Source organism: Brevundimonas sp. AVps23W (assembly GCF_058681395.1).
On the sequence record NZ_CM178738.1, the window covers coordinates 962,793 to 976,767 of the forward strand.

Consider the following 13,975-nt stretch of genomic DNA (forward strand, 5'->3'; position numbering starts at 1 on the left):
GGGGGGCTCCTTCACAGGCCGAGGGATCCGAGGGCGAGGGCGGCGAGCAGGATGAAGCCCGCCTCTCGGTTGGACTTGAACAGTTTCAGGGCGAGGACGCCGTCGGTGCGGTCGAGGCGGAGGACCTGGCGGGCCAGATGGGCGGCGTAGAGGGCCAGGCCCAGCCAGAACAGCGGACCGAGACCGGCGGCGAGGCCGGCCGAGGCGGCGAGGATCAGGCTGATCACATAAAAGACGGCGACGCCGGGGCGGACGGCCGAGGCGAGGCGGCGGGCCGAGGATTTGACGCCGACCATGGCGTCGTCCTCGATGTCCTGAAGCGCGTAGATGGTGTCGTAGCCCAGGGTCCAGAAGACGCCGCCGAGGTAGAGGAGGACGGCGGGCAACCAGCCGGAGATGTGTAGGACGCCATTGGCATAGGCGAGGAAGGCGGGGCTCAGAGTTCCGGCTACCAGCGGGACCGCCGCTGCGAAGCCCATCAGGGCGCCCCAGTTGAAGGTCAGGCCCAGCCAGGCCTGGGGCCACCAGGTGATCCGTTTCATGAAGGGATAGGCGGCGACAAGGGCCAGGGAGTCGACGCCGAGGCCTATGGCCACGGGGCCGAGGGTCAGCAGGATCAGCAGGCTGATCAGGCTGCAGCCGACGACGAAGGCCCAGGCCTGTTTGACGGAGATCAGGCCGGCGGGGATGGGGCGAAGGGCGGTGCGGGCCACCTGGGCGTCGAAGTCGCGATCGACGATGTCGTTGAAGGCGCAGCCGGCGGCGCGCATCAGACAGGCCCCGACGCCGAAACCGACGAACAGCCAGAGGTCATAGAGGCCGGGCGCTTGCCGATACTGGGCCAGGGCCAGGGTGATGCCCTGCCAGCCGGGCAGGAGCAGCAGCCAGATGCCGATGGGCCGGTCGAACCGACCCAGCTTCAGCCAGGGCTTCAGCCGCTCCGGCGCATGGCGATCCACCCAGTTGGCGCCGGCGTCGGGAAGGGGGGCGGAGGTCATGGGCATGGCTTAGCCGGAATGGGGGACAGGGTGAAGGCGTGACGAAGCGCTCCGTCCTTTCGGCGGAGTTGTGGAGGGCAGGACGGAGCGCCGGGCCTCGCCCGGGATGGATTAGTGTTTACCGTTTCGACGAAGACAGACGCTCCGCGCGCATGGTGTTTCTGCCGGCCGGGGATATTGAAGCGGCAGTTGTGATGCCTCTTCCCCAAGGCCTGCGACGGGTCGGCGATCCCTGCGAAGGATCGTCCCGAGTGCGACCGGGTTCCTAACCCCGTGTCCTCCGCCGACGTTTCTGCGCGGGATGAGCCCACCGATGCACCGTCATGCGGCGCGAGGGAATCCCACCCCCGCCCCCGTTCCATACGCTCCCGCCGCCGCAAGGTCGCAGGCCTTACGAGCCCTCCTAGCGACGAGACCGGGGGTATTATGCGGGGGTTTTGAGGGGTGGTTAGAAGCGGGGGGTGAGATTCTTTTAGAGCGTTGAATTCCTTGAGAGCGAGGCAGCGTCATTGTGCGCGCTGGCTCACCTCCCTGCGCGCGAAGGCGCGTGGGGAGGACCGGTCGCGCTTGCGACCAGGAGGGGGCGACGCTGGCGGTGGGGGTGACCGGGCCGACTTCAGACACCGAGTCGCCCCCTCCTGGCGTTCGCTGACGCTCCCGCCCGTCCTCCCCGCCGGCCTTCGCCGACGGGGAGGTGAGTTAGACGGCGTCACCTCTCCGCGCGCGGAGCGCGGGGGGAGGACAGGTCGCGCTTGCGACCAGGCGGGGGCGATGCTGGCGGTGGGGGTGACCGGGCCGACTTCAGACACCGAGTCGCCCCCTCCTGGCGTTCGCTGACGCTCCCGCCTGTCCTCCCCGTCGGCCTTCGCCGACGGGGAGGTGGGTTTAGTCCTGGTACACGTCGCCCGAACCGGCGATTTCGCTGGTCAGTTTGGCGGGGCGGGTGGCCAGGGTGACGTCGCCGGAGCCGGCGATGTTGACCTGGACGTCGCCGGTGGGGGCGATGTCGGCGTCGCCGGAGCCGGCGATGTCGACCTTGGCGTCGCGGGTGTCGAGAGCCCGCAGATCGCCGGCGCCGGAACCCGCGATGTCGATGTCGAGGGTGTCGGTGCGGCCGGCGGCGGTGACATCGGCGGAACCTGAGATCGACAGGGCCATCGACGGCTGGTCATAGCCGGTGATGTCCAGGTCGCCCGAGCCGCGGGTGGCGAAGCGGCGGACGTTGGGCGCCGTGACGACGACGCGCAGTTCGTCGCGTTCCGACCGGGCGGAGAAGTTGCCGCTGTCCCAGCCCCACACGATCCGTTCGTCGCCGTCGCCCAGGGACAGGCGGCCGTCGGTCAGGGTGACCCGGTCGGTCAGGCCCTTGGGCCCGGTGATGACCACGGTGTTGGCCGGACCCTGGACATATTCGACGTCGATGCTGGATTCGACGCTGAGGGTCTCGCCGCCGGTCCAGGCCAGGGTGCGGGTGGTGAGGGGGCCGAGGTCGTCGGTCCCGCCGCCCTTGATCCGTTCGAAACGGATGGTTTCGCCGTCGCGGTCCTTGATGGTCCAGGCCCAGCCGTGGCGTTGCAGGTCGTGGCCGCCGAGGGCGACGGCCCCGCCCAGGGTGACGATGCAGAGCACCAGGGCGGCGCCGGCGATGATGAACAGTGTGCGGATCATTGCGAGCCTCCCGTGCTCGTGACTTCGGATTGGGGTTCAAGCGCCGGCTTCAGCAGCCGGTAGTGCAGACGGGCGAACCAGACGATTCCGTTGACCAGCCAGATGGTGACGACGGTCAGCAGGGCGCCGATGAAGACGGCCCCGGCCATCAGGCCCAGACCCATCAGGATGGCGGCGAACGGGCCGCCGGGGAAGCCGAAGAAGGGCCCGGCCACCATGATCCCGCCGCCCGAGATGAACAGGGTGATGGCGGCGATGAAGAAGCCGAAGAGGGTCCCGACCACGCCCATCAGGATGGGCAGGAGGATCAGGATGTCGATGGCCCCCAGGCCCAGGACCGCAAAGACGGCGGCGGCGGCGGCGGAGGGGTTCTTCTCCTGGCGCCAGCGCTGGATCCCGGCTTCGGCCTTCAGTTCGCGGGCCAGCCGGCCCGGATCGCCGAGAGCCGCAGCCACCTCGGCCTCGGTGCGGCCGGCGGCCAGGCCGTCGGCGAAATGGGTCTCATAGTCGGCGACGATGTCCGCCGCCGTGGCGGTCGGCAATCCGACCAGGCCGCTTCTGAGACGGGCGATGAATTCCGCGCGCGTCATTGTTCCGTTTCCTCCGGTTGAGCGTCGGCCGCCTGGGGCGCCGGCGTCTGGATCGTGGTTGCGTCGTTGGCCAGAACGGCGTCGACGGCTTGGGTGAAGGCCGACCATTCGACGGTCTGGGCGGCGAGGGCCGTCCGTCCGGCGTCGGTCAGACGATAATATTTGCGGGACGGGCCGGACGAGGATTCGACCAGATAGGTCTCGACCTGTCCGTCCGACTGCATCCGCCGCATCAGGGGGTAGATGGTGCCTTCCCCCATATCGATCGCGTCCGAAAGGCGGCTGGCGATCTCGTAGGCGTAGCTGTCGGCCCGGTTCAGAAGCGCCAGGACGCACAGTCCCAGAACCCCCTTCTTCAGTTGTATCTCGATGGTTTCGGTCACCTCGATGTCTCCTTTGATGGAGATTGAGTACGACAAGGTACCTTGTGACGCAAGGTACCTGTTTAAACATGACGAAGGTTTAATCCAACGGGGTTCGGCGAGGCGAACGCGTTTGGGGCGAGTTTGCGGCGCAGGACGGCGCGGATCGCTTGGCAAGCGAAGGGCGATCCGATAGGGACTCAAGGAAGTGCCGGGTGGATCAACATGCCCATGTAAAGACTTGCGATTCACTCGCAAGTCTCTGCTGTAAAAGACAATATAGGGACTTCGTATGGGAATGGGGACACGAGCCCTGGGAAGAGCGAAGGCAGGGGCGAAGGCGGCGGCTACGGCCGTCGGGATCGCGCTGTTCTCGGCCGCGCCGACCTGGGCGCAGGATCTGTTGGGCCAGCCCACGCCGGGCGGCATCGACTTGCAACCGGGCGCGGCGCCGCTGAAGCACGACGCCATCTGGTTCCACAACATCATCCTGATGCCGGTGATCACCGGGATTACGCTGCTGGTTCTGGCCCTGCTGGCCTGGATCGTGTTCCGCTACAACAAGAAGTCCAATCCGACGCCCGCGCGCTGGAGCCACAACACCACGGTCGAGATCATCTGGACCGTGCTGCCGGTGGTGATCCTGGTCTTTATCTCGCTGTTCTCGTTCCGGCTGCTGTTCGCCTATCACGACATGCCCGAGCCGGACCTGACGGTGAAGGTCACGGGCAACCAGTGGAACTGGGCCTATGAATATCCCGACCAGGGCGTGGCCGAATATATCTCCAACATGGTGCCCGAGGACGAGCTGGGCGAGCGCGGCCTGCCGCACAGCGTCTATCGTCTGGCGGCGGACGAGCCGATGGTGGTGCCGGTCGGCAAGACCGTGCGTCTGCTGATCACCGCATCCGACGTCATCCACGCCGTGGCCCTGCCGGCCTTTGGTCTGAAGACCGACGCCGTGCCCGGCCGGGTCAACGAGACCTGGTTCAAGGCCGAGCGCACCGGCGTCTTCTACGGCCAGTGCTCGGAACTGTGCGGCGTCGATCACGCCTTCATGCCGATCCAGATCAATGTCGTGACCCAGGCCGAGTTCGAGCGCTGGATCGCCTCCAAGGGCGGTTCGATGACGCCGAAGACGGCCGAGGCCGCGCCGGGTGGAACCGCCGCCCAGGTCGAGGCCGGAACCACGGGCGCGCCTGTGGTGGGCACGGCCACGACCGGCCCCCAAGCCGGCCAGACGACCGGCATTCCAACCGCACAGACTGCGACGACGCCGACCGCGCCGACTGTTCAACCCGCTCCCGCCGCGGCCCCCGCCGCGCCGGCCGCCCAGTAAGAGGCGAGCAGTTCCATGGCTGACGCTATCATCTCGACCCGCGACACCCTGCACGCGCCCGAGGCCCATCATCACGACGACCACAAGCCGGGCTTCTTCACCCGCTGGTTCCTGTCGACCAATCACAAGGACATCGGCACCCTGTACCTGCTGTTCGCCATCATGGCGGGCGTGGTCGGGGGCGCCCTGTCGGGCCTGATCCGCTGGGAACTGGCCGAGCCGGGCATCCAGATCTTCAAGGAAGGCTCGTCGATCCAGCTGCTGGGCCTCGTTGAGCAGTCCAAGCACGGCTACAACGTCACCGTCACGGCCCACGCCCTGATCATGATCTTCTTCATGGTCATGCCCGCCATGATCGGCGGCTTCGGCAACTGGTTCGTGCCGATCATGATCGGGGCGCCGGACATGGCCTTCCCGCGCATGAACAACATCTCCTTCTGGCTGCTGGTCGCGGCCTGGTGCCTGCTGGTGCTGTCGATGTTCACCGACGGTGGGCCGGGCAAGGGCTTCGGGGGGGGCTGGACGGCCTATCCGCCGCTGTCGACCACCGGCCACGTCGGCCCCGCCTTCGACCTGGCCATCTTCGCGCTTCACGTGGCGGGCGCCAGCTCGATCCTGGGGGCGATCAACTTCATCACCACGATCCTGAACATGCGGGCGCCGGGCATGACCCTGCACCGGATGCCGCTGTTCGCCTGGTCGGTGCTGATCACCGCCTTCCTGCTGCTGCTGTCGCTGCCGGTGCTGGCGGGGGCGATCACGATGTTGCTGACCGACCGCAACTTCAACACCCACTTCTTCGACCCGGCCGGCGGCGGCGACCCGATCATGTACCAGCACCTGTTCTGGTTCTTCGGTCACCCCGAGGTCTACATCCTGATCCTGCCGGGCTTCGGCATCATCAGCCACATCGTCTCGACCTTCAGCCGCAAGCCCGTGTTCGGCTATCTGGCCATGGCCTACGCCATGGTGGCCATCGGCTTCGTCGGCTTCATCGTGTGGGCGCACCACATGTACACGGTCGGGATGAGCATCAATCTGCGCGCCTATTTCATCGCCGCGACCATGATCATCGCGGTGCCGACGGGGGTGAAGATCTTCAGCTGGATCGCCACCATGTGGGGCGGGTCCATCAGCTTCAAGACGCCCATGCTGTGGGCCATCGGCTTCATCTTCCTGTTCACCGTGGGCGGGGTGACGGGCGTGGTCCTGTCGAACGCCGGCATCGATTACAGCCTGCACGACACCTATTATGTCGTGGCCCACTTCCACTATGTGCTGTCGCTGGGCGCCGTCTTCGCCATCTTCGCGGGCTTCTACTACTGGTTCGAGAAGATGTTCGGGGTGAAGTACAACGAGTTCCTCGGCGCGACCCATTTCTGGATCATGTTCGTGGGCGTGAACCTGGTCTTCTTCCCGCAGCACTTCCTGGGCCTGCAGGGGATGCCGCGTCGCTACATCGACTATCCGGACGCCTTCACCCTGTGGAACCAGATCTCGTCCATCGGCTATGTGATCACCATCGTCGGCGTGATCGTCTTCCTGGTCATGCTGGCCGAAGCGGCGATCCGTCGTCGTCCGGGCGTCGCCAATCCGTGGGGCGAAGGCGCCACGACCCTGGAGTGGACCCTGTCCTCGCCGCCGCCGACGCACCAGTTCAACGAGCTGCCGGTGGTCAAGGGCGACGAACACTGATCCCAGGCCGAACCTGAACAGCGGGCCGCTCTTTCCACGGAAGGGGCGGCCTTCTGCTTTCGGGTGTGTTATTCGGTCCCCATCCATGACCCCCGCACCCATGTCCCAAGACGTTCACGACCGTCCTTCGATTTCGACCGCCCAGCCGGAAGACTTTTTCCAGCTGCTGAAGCCGCGCGTCATGTCGGTGGTGGTCTTCACCGCCGCGACCGGACTGGTGATGGCGCCGGGATCGATGAACCCTCTGGTCGCCGCCATCGCCATCCTGTGCATCGCCGTGGGCGCAGGCGCAGCCGGGTCGCTGAACATGGCGCTGGAGGGCGAGACCGACGCCCTGATGCGGCGCACGCGCGGCCGGCCGGTCGCGGCGGGGCGTGTCCGAAAGAATGACGCCATGGCCTATGGCGTCATTCTGAGCCTGTTCTCGGTCATGTTGCTGGGCATGAACACCAACTGGTTCGCGGCCGGTCTGCTGGCCCTGACCATCGTCTACTACGCCGGCTTCTACACCCTGCTGCTGAAGCGCCGGACGCCGCAGAATATCGTCATCGGCGGGGCGGCGGGCGCCTTTCCGCCAGTGATCGGCTGGGCGGCGGCGACGGGCGACGCGCCGTGGCAGGCCTGGCTGCTGTTCCTGATCATCTTCCTGTGGACCCCGCCGCACTCCTGGGCCCTGGCCCTGTATTCGGCCGGCGACTACGCCAAGGCGGGCATACCGATGATGCCGGTGGCGCGGGGGGCGAAGTCTACGCGGTTGCAGATCCTGATCTATTCGCTGGTCTTCATCGCCTCGGCCGTGGCGCCGGCCCTGGTGGGCATGGGCGGGCTGATCTATGCCGCCGTGTCGGTCGCCGGGGGGCTGGGCTTCCTCGGTCTGGCCTGGCGGCTGTACCGGTCGCGCGCCGGGGACGAGCCGGACAAGGCCGACACGGTGGGACGCGAGGCCGCATTGTATGATGTGAAGGCCCAGGCCAAACCGGCGCGTGACCTGTTCGCCTTTTCGATCCTGTATCTGGTCGCCCTGTTCTCGGCCTTCCTGGTCGAGGCCGTGGCCGGCCTGGGAGGCTGAGTGATGCGTCTGAGCCCTGAGGAACTGCGCGCCCGCAAGCGGCGCAATGTCTGGATCGCGGCGGCCCTGGTGGCCTTCATCGTTCTGGTCTTCACCACCACGGTCCTGCGTCTGCAACAGAACCAGGCGGCCGAGCGCGCCCTGCTGCAAGAGGCGACGGGGGCGCCGCGATGAATCCCGCCGGCCGCAAGAACCTGATCGCCATCGTCTGCGTCCTGGGCGTGATGGGGATGACGGGCGCGGCCTTCGCGGCGGTGCCGCTGTACCGGATGTTCTGCCAGGTGACGGGCTTCGACGGCACGGTGCGCCGGGCCGACAAGGCGCCGGACAGGGTGCTGGACCAGACGGTGCTGGTGCGGTTCGACACCAATGTGCGCGGCGGCCTGCCCATGAGTTTCCGCGCCGAACAGACGACCCAAAGGGTGCGGATCGGGGCGACGGGCCTGGCCTATTTCGACGTCACCAACACCTCGGACCAGCCGATCCAGGTGCGGGCCGGATATAATGTCGTGCCGGAATACACCGGCCCCTATTTCCAGAAGCTGCAATGTTTCTGCTTCCAGGATCAGACCCTGGCGGCGGGCGAGACGCGCCAGTTCCCGGTTCAGTATTTCATCGCCCCCGAACTGGCGACGGATCGCGAGGCCAAGGGGGCGCGCGAGATCACTCTGAGCTACACCTTCTATCCGTCGGTCGATGCGCCGACCGGGCCGAAGGCCTGATGGCGCGACCCGGCGTCGATTTTCCCGGGGTCGGCTGTGGGCTTGTGATCCAACGGGCCGACGGGCGGGTGCTGCTGTGCAAACGGCTGAAGGCGCCCGAGGCGGGGCACTGGAACATCGTCGGCGGCAAGGTCGATCACGGCGAACTGTCCGCCGAGGCCGCGCGTCGCGAAGCGGAGGAGGAGAGCGGGCTGACGATCGGGGCGGTCGAGTTCCTGTGCGTGGCCGAAGAGATCATCGCGGCGGATCGCCAGCACTGGGTGTCGCTGATCTATCTGGCGCGGGATTTTTCGGGGGAGCCGTGGCTGACTGAGCCGGACAAGCTGTCCGAGATCGGCTGGTTCGCGCTGGATGATCTGCCCCAGCCGCTGTCGGTGTTCTCGAAGACGGCGTTCGCGGCGTTGAGGGCGCGGGGGTAGCTACTTTCTATAACCGTCACCCTCGGGCTCGTCCCGAGGGCCCACCTGTCCGCCGCACTTCCGTTGGGGTGGGTTCGGTGGCTCTATTCCGCAGTTTGTGACCGCATCTGGCGTGGGCCCTCGGGCCGAGCCCGAGGGTGACGGAAGTGTATTATATACCGTGGGTTATCGATCCGTCGGGCCGTGTTTCCACACGGGCGGGGCGTTCCAGGTCAGGGAGAGGTCGTCCCAGTGGGGGTTGTCGCGCTCGATCAGGTTGATCTTCCAGTCGCGGACATAGTGTTTCAGCAGTTTCTCTCGTCGGATGGCGGTGGTCATCAAAGCGTGGGGTTCGAACCAGACGAGGCGTTTCAGGTCGTGGACGTCGGTGAAGCCGGCGAAACGGCCGGTCTTGTGCTGGCTGACCCGCTGATAGAGGTCGCTGGTGACGCCGATGTAGAGTGTGCCTCGTACGCCGTTGGTCATGATGTAGACGGCGATGAACGGGCGCTCGCGGGGCATGGGGCGAGAGTGTCATCTGGGATGTGGTGGAGCAAGTGTAGGTTGTTGGGCGCGGGTGTTCGTCGCCCATTCCACCCAAATCCCGTCACCCTCGGGCTTGTCCCGAGGGCCTACCTTTCCGCCGCACTTCCGGTTGGGGTGAGGTCCGGTATCGCCATCCCACCGCTTGCGACCGCATCCGGCGTGGGCCCTCGGGACGAGCCCGAGGGTGACGGAGGTGGGGTGACGGGGCTTGGGGGCACTGGCGCGGGGCACAAGCCGGGGTTATAGCTGGACGCATAAGGCGAGTTCATCGCCAGCCCAATATAGAGATGAAACGCATGGCCGACGCGCACGCCGCTCCGCACCACGATTATCACCTCGTGCCGCCCAGTCCGTGGCCGCTGCTGTCGTCCATTGCGGCGACCCTCATGTTCATCGGCGCCGTGATCTGGATGAAGGGGCTGGCCCCGGTCGAGAACGGGCCGATCGCCGCCAACTTCCTGGCCGAGGGACGCCAGGGGGTCTTCTTCGCCGGTCTGGCGGGGGTGCTGATCTCGGCCTTCGGCTGGTGGTCGGACGTGATCAAGGAGTCCAAGGCGGGCGATCATACGCCGGTCGTTTCCATCGGCCTGCGCTACGGCATGATCCTGTTCATCGCGTCGGAGGTGATGTTCTTCGTCGCCTTCTTCTGGATGTTCTTCGACATGGCCCTGTTCCATGAATCGCGGGCCTTGACGCCGGAAGTCGGGACCTGGGCCGATACGGCCAAGGCCTGGTCGACCTGGCCGCCGCAAGGGGTCGAGGTTCTGTCGCCGTGGCAGCTGCCGCTGCTGAACACCGTGACCCTGCTGCTGAGCGGCTGCACCGTGACCTGGGCCCACCACGCCATCCAGGTCGGCGACCGCGGCGGCGCCAAGCTGGCGCTGGTCATCACTGTGGCCCTGGGCGTCTTCTTCACCAGCGTTCAGGCCTACGAATATCAGCACATCCTGCACGAACACCTGTTCTTCAATGAGGAAGCGGTCAACTCGGGCCTGTATGGGTCGATCTTCTTCATGGCGACGGGCTTCCACGGTTTCCACGTCCTGATCGGGACCATCTTCCTGGCGGTCTGCCTGCTCCGTCTGCTGGCCGGCGACTTCACCCCGCAGAAGCATTTCGGCTTCGAGGCGGCGGCCTGGTACTGGCATTTCGTGGACGTGGTCTGGCTGTTCCTGTTCGCCTTCGTCTACGTCGTCTTCGGTTGATCCCGGACACCACGGACAAGATCGCGGCGGCGGGGGACGAGGGATCGTCTCCCGCCGTCGCCGTTTCCGCCGTGCGGGCGGGCGTAAAGGGACGGTGCCCGCGCTGTGGCCAGGGGCGGCTGTTCGCGGGCTTCCTGAAGGTGCGGGCGGAGTGTGAAGCCTGCGGGCTTGATTACACCACCATCCAGACCGGCGACGGGCCGGCCAGTTTCATCATCCAGATCTCCGGCTTTGTGGTCGGGTTTTCGGCCCTGGTGGTGGAGATCAAATTCCATCCGCCCATGTGGCTGCACCTGATCCTCTGGCTGCCGCTGGTGGTGGGCCTGTCGCTGGCGCTGATGCGGCCGGGGCGGGGGCTGATGATCGGCTTGCAGTACAGGAACCAGACGTGAAGCGGTTTCCCTGGATCCTGACCGTGCTGACGGTGGCGGCCCTGGCGCTGCTGATCGGGCTGGGCGTCTGGCAGGTCGAGCGGCTGAGGTGGAAAGAGGGGCTGATCGCGGCGTCCGAGACGGCGGCGGCGAAACCGCCTGCGCCGCTGGATCAGGTTTTAGGTGAGGGCGATCTGGAGTTCAGGAAGGCGTTGATCGTCTGTCCCGGCCTGGCCAGCGCCCCCTATGTCGAGCTGCAGTCGATCCATGACGGCGAGGCGGGGGTGCGGCTGATCTCAGCGTGCAAACCGGTCGGTGCGGCGTTCAGCCTGCTGATCGACCGGGGCTTTGTCGGCGACGGGGTGACCGAGCGGCCGCGCGTGGTGGAGACGACCCTGCCGCTGGTGCTGATCGGCGAGTTCCGCAGCTTCGATCCGCCGGGCGGCATGACGCCAGCCCCGGCGAACGGGCGCTTCTATGCGCGCGACACGGCGGCCATGGCCAAGGCCTTGAAGGTCGAAGGGGCGGTGCGGCTCGAGGCGGTGTTCGCCGTCACGCCCACCAATCCCGAGTTCGCCGCCCTGAGGCCGTCCGCGCCGCCGGCGGCCTTTTCCAACAATCACTTCGGCTACGCCCTGACGTGGTTCGGACTGGCGATTGCCCTGGCGGGCTTCTATGTGGCCCTGCTTCGACGTCGAACCAAGAAAGACATCCCCTGACGGCTTCCCTGCACACCCTGTCCAACGGCGTCCGCGTCATCTGCGACCCCATGCCCGGCCTGAAGACCTTGGCCGTCGTCGTCACCGTCAAGGGCGGGGCGCGGTGGGAGGCGGAGGATCGCTCCGGCTGGTCGCACCTGCTGGAGCATCTGGTGTTCAAGGGCGCCGGCGACATGGCCGCGCGCGAGATCGTCGAGCGGATCGAGGCCGAGGGCGGCACGATCAACGCCTCCACCGGCTATGAGCGGACCAGTTTCGAGGTGCGGGGGCTGGACGGCTCGCTGCCGCTGGCGATGCAGGTGCTGTCGGACCTGGTGTTCCGGCCGACGCTGGACCCCGCCGAGATCGAGCGGGAAAAGGACGTGGTGGCCCAGGAGATCGCCGAGGCCTTCGACACGCCCGACGACCATGTGTTCGAGATGGTCCAGACGCGGGCCTTCGCCGGCCAGCCGCTGGGCCGGCCCATCCTGGGCTCGGTCGCCAGCCTGAAGCCGGCGGACAAGGCGACGGTCGAGGCCTGGCGCGCGCGGCTGTATTCGCCCGACCGGATGGTGGTGTCGGTGTCGGGCGCGGTCGAGGAGGGCGAACTGCTGGCCCTGGCCGAGCGCTGGTTCGGCGCGGCGGTGGCGACCCCGGTCGAGGCGCCGGCGCCGGCCCTGTTTGTCGGCGGCCACGCGGCCCTGACGCGCAAGATCGAACAGGCCAATCTGGTGTTCCAGCTGCCGGCGCTGTCGGCGACCGATCCGGCCCTGTCGTCGATGCGGCTGTTCGGCGAGATCCTGGGCGGGGGCATGGCCTCGCGCCTGTTCCAGAGCGCGCGCGAGGAGCGGGGCCTGGCCTACGCCATCGACGCCTATCAGGAGCCGTATGAGGATACGGGGGTGCTGGGCATCTACGCCGGGGCGGCGGCGGACCGGGCGAAGGAGCTGGCCCAGGTGGCGGCGGCCGAGGTGCGGGCCCTGGCCGAGACCGGGCCGACCGAAAAGGAACTGTCGCGGGCCAAGGCGGTGATGAAGGCCGGGCTGTGGATGTCGGACGAAAACCCGATGAGCCGGGCCGGACGCAACGCCGCCCAGACCCTGATCTTCGGCGCGCCCCGCTCAAGCCTGTCGATGACCGAACAGCTGGAGGGCCAGACGGTCGAGGACGTGCGGGCCGTCGGCGCGCGGATTTTGTCGGGCGGCCAGGCGGCCAGCGCCGTGCTGGGGCCGAAGGCGGCGGCGCCGGCGGGCGAGGCGTTCGCGGCGGGGCTGTTCGGGGGGTAGTTCCCCCACCCCGCCCCACCATCCGTCACCCTCGGGACGAGCCCGAGGGTGACGGGTAGGGGAGGGAACATCCGGCGTCGTGATCTGTTATGCTGGCGCTTGAAACCTCAACCCGGAGCGCCCCCATGTCCGTCCGCGTCGCCCTGATCGTCGGCAGCCTGCGTGAAGGCTCCTATTCCCGCGCCATCGGTCTGGAGATGAAGGCTCTGGCCGCGCCCGTGCTGGAGGTGGAGCTGGTCGAGATCGGCGATCTGCCGCTGTACAATCCCGATCTGGATACGGACGCGCCGCCCGCCGCCTGGACCCGGTTCCGGGCGGAGATGGCGGCGGTTCAGGCCGTGCTGTTCGTGACGCCGGAATACAACCGCTCGATCCCCGGGGCGCTGAAGAACGCCCTGGACGTCGGCTCGCGCCCCTATGGCCACAGCATCTGGGCGGGCAAGCCGGCCGCCATCGTCAGCGTCTCGCCCGGCGCCCTGGCCGCCTTCGGCGCCAACCACCACCTGCGCCAGCCCCTGGTCTTCCTGAACATGCCGACCATGGCCCAGCCCGACGCCTATATCGGCAATGTCGCCGGCCTGCTGAATGAGGAAGATGGGACGCTGAAGAACGACGGGACGCGGGACTTCCTGAAGGGGTTCATGGATGCGTTCGCGGGGTGGATCGAGAAGACGAAATAGCCTCGCCTCTCGTCATCCTAGGCACAAGGCCTAGGATGACGGGCCTTAGAGAGCGCGGGCGCCCCAATTGAAAACGGCGGCTCCTTTCGGAGCCGCCGTCGCCATATCAGCTGTGAAGCTGAAATCAGCCGATGGTTTGCAGCTGGCCAGCGGATTCCTTGCCCGAACGCTTGTCGCGTTCCAGCTCGTAGGAAACCTTTTGGTTTTCATCCAGGCCGCGCAGGCCAGCGCCTTCGACGGCCGAGATGTGGACGAAGACGTCCTTGCCGCCGTCGTCGGGTTGGATGAAGCCGTAACCCTTGGTGGGGTTGAACCATTTAACAGTGCCGGTAGCCATTTTGAGACCTC

The 13,975-nt window shown here is 67.0% G+C and carries 17 protein-coding genes; 11 read left to right on the forward strand and 6 right to left on the reverse strand.

The annotated features are described in order from the left end of the window. Positions 1-11: 11 nt before the first annotated feature. The 4 genes from ubiA to ACW177_RS04750 form a co-directional block, all read right to left on the reverse strand. Positions 12-998, reverse strand: coding sequence for a 4-hydroxybenzoate octaprenyltransferase (gene ubiA, locus ACW177_RS04735; protein ID WP_492027482.1), 987 nt, complete (start codon positions 996-998; stop codon positions 12-14). Positions 999-1,883: 885 nt separating this feature from the next. After that, positions 1,884-2,666, reverse strand: coding sequence for a GIN domain-containing protein (locus tag ACW177_RS04740; protein WP_492027483.1), 783 nt, complete (start codon positions 2,664-2,666; stop codon positions 1,884-1,886). After that, positions 2,663-3,256: a DUF1700 domain-containing protein gene (locus ACW177_RS04745; RefSeq protein ID WP_492027484.1), complete on the reverse strand. Its 594-nt coding sequence runs from the start codon at positions 3,254-3,256 to the stop codon at positions 2,663-2,665. The genes ACW177_RS04740 and ACW177_RS04745 overlap by 4 nt, the downstream gene beginning before the upstream one ends. Continuing rightward, the gene (locus ACW177_RS04750) at positions 3,253-3,639 is read right to left on the reverse strand and encodes a PadR family transcriptional regulator (RefSeq protein ID WP_492027485.1); all 387 of its coding nucleotides are present in this window, start codon (positions 3,637-3,639) and stop codon (positions 3,253-3,255) included. The genes ACW177_RS04745 and ACW177_RS04750 overlap by 4 nt, the downstream gene beginning before the upstream one ends. A gap of 271 nt (positions 3,640-3,910) precedes the next feature. Between ACW177_RS04750 and coxB the strand changes: the two genes are divergently transcribed. The 6 genes from coxB to ACW177_RS04780 all read left to right on the forward strand — a co-directional run bounded on the left by coxB (position 3,911) and on the right by ACW177_RS04780 (position 8,862). Continuing rightward, a complete protein-coding gene (gene coxB / locus ACW177_RS04755) occupies positions 3,911-4,957 on the forward strand; it encodes a cytochrome c oxidase subunit II (RefSeq protein ID WP_492027486.1) in 1,047 nt (348 codons plus the stop codon). A gap of 15 nt (positions 4,958-4,972) precedes the next feature. Continuing rightward, complete coding sequence (gene ctaD, locus ACW177_RS04760; protein ID WP_492027487.1) at positions 4,973-6,652, forward strand: cytochrome c oxidase subunit I; 1,680 nt, start codon at positions 4,973-4,975, stop codon at positions 6,650-6,652. A gap of 100 nt (positions 6,653-6,752) precedes the next feature. Further along, positions 6,753-7,721, forward strand: coding sequence for a heme o synthase (gene cyoE, locus ACW177_RS04765; RefSeq protein ID WP_492027488.1), 969 nt, complete (start codon positions 6,753-6,755; stop codon positions 7,719-7,721). 3 nt (positions 7,722-7,724) lie between these two features. Continuing rightward, positions 7,725-7,895, forward strand: a complete 171-nt coding sequence (locus ACW177_RS04770) for a cytochrome c oxidase system small membrane protein (RefSeq protein WP_271164431.1) — start codon at positions 7,725-7,727, stop codon at positions 7,893-7,895. Beyond that, entirely contained in the window at positions 7,892-8,443 is a 552-nt protein-coding gene (locus ACW177_RS04775) for a cytochrome c oxidase assembly protein (protein ID WP_492027489.1), read from the forward strand. The genes ACW177_RS04770 and ACW177_RS04775 overlap by 4 nt, the downstream gene beginning before the upstream one ends. Next, positions 8,443-8,862 carry an NUDIX domain-containing protein gene (locus ACW177_RS04780; protein ID WP_492027490.1) on the forward strand — a complete coding sequence of 140 codons (420 nt, stop codon included), beginning with the start codon at positions 8,443-8,445 and terminating at the stop codon, positions 8,860-8,862. Before ACW177_RS04775 ends, ACW177_RS04780 begins: the two co-directional genes overlap by 1 nt. Positions 8,863-9,027: 165 nt before the next feature. Here ACW177_RS04780 and ACW177_RS04785 read toward each other — a convergent pair whose 3' ends face one another. Then, positions 9,028-9,363, reverse strand: a complete 336-nt coding sequence (locus ACW177_RS04785; RefSeq protein WP_492027491.1) for a GIY-YIG nuclease family protein — start codon at positions 9,361-9,363, stop codon at positions 9,028-9,030. A 320-nt stretch (positions 9,364-9,683) separates the two neighbouring features. On the opposite strand from ACW177_RS04785, the gene ACW177_RS04790 reads away from it, so the two are divergent. The 5 genes from ACW177_RS04790 to ACW177_RS04810 all read left to right on the forward strand — a co-directional run bounded on the left by ACW177_RS04790 (position 9,684) and on the right by ACW177_RS04810 (position 13,627). After that, positions 9,684-10,592, forward strand: coding sequence for a cytochrome c oxidase subunit 3 (locus tag ACW177_RS04790; RefSeq protein ID WP_492027492.1), 909 nt, complete (start codon positions 9,684-9,686; stop codon positions 10,590-10,592). After that, positions 10,589-10,984 carry a DUF983 domain-containing protein gene (locus ACW177_RS04795; RefSeq protein ID WP_492027493.1) on the forward strand — a complete coding sequence of 132 codons (396 nt, stop codon included), beginning with the start codon at positions 10,589-10,591 and terminating at the stop codon, positions 10,982-10,984. The genes ACW177_RS04790 and ACW177_RS04795 overlap by 4 nt, the downstream gene beginning before the upstream one ends. Further along, positions 10,981-11,682, forward strand: coding sequence for an SURF1 family protein (locus tag ACW177_RS04800; protein WP_492027494.1), 702 nt, complete (start codon positions 10,981-10,983; stop codon positions 11,680-11,682). The genes ACW177_RS04795 and ACW177_RS04800 overlap by 4 nt, the downstream gene beginning before the upstream one ends. Positions 11,683-11,732: 50 nt before the next feature. Beyond that, positions 11,733-12,947 carry a M16 family metallopeptidase gene (locus tag ACW177_RS04805; protein WP_492027495.1) on the forward strand — a complete coding sequence of 405 codons (1,215 nt, stop codon included), beginning with the start codon at positions 11,733-11,735 and terminating at the stop codon, positions 12,945-12,947. A 125-nt stretch (positions 12,948-13,072) separates the two neighbouring features. Next, a complete protein-coding gene (locus tag ACW177_RS04810; protein WP_492027496.1) occupies positions 13,073-13,627 on the forward strand; it encodes an NADPH-dependent FMN reductase in 555 nt (184 codons plus the stop codon). Positions 13,628-13,751: 124 nt separating this feature from the next. Here the strand turns inward: ACW177_RS04810 and ACW177_RS04815 are convergent, their stop codons facing one another. Next, positions 13,752-13,964 carry a cold-shock protein gene (locus tag ACW177_RS04815; RefSeq protein ID WP_008260410.1) on the reverse strand — a complete coding sequence of 71 codons (213 nt, stop codon included), beginning with the start codon at positions 13,962-13,964 and terminating at the stop codon, positions 13,752-13,754. Positions 13,965-13,975 lie beyond the last annotated feature (11 nt).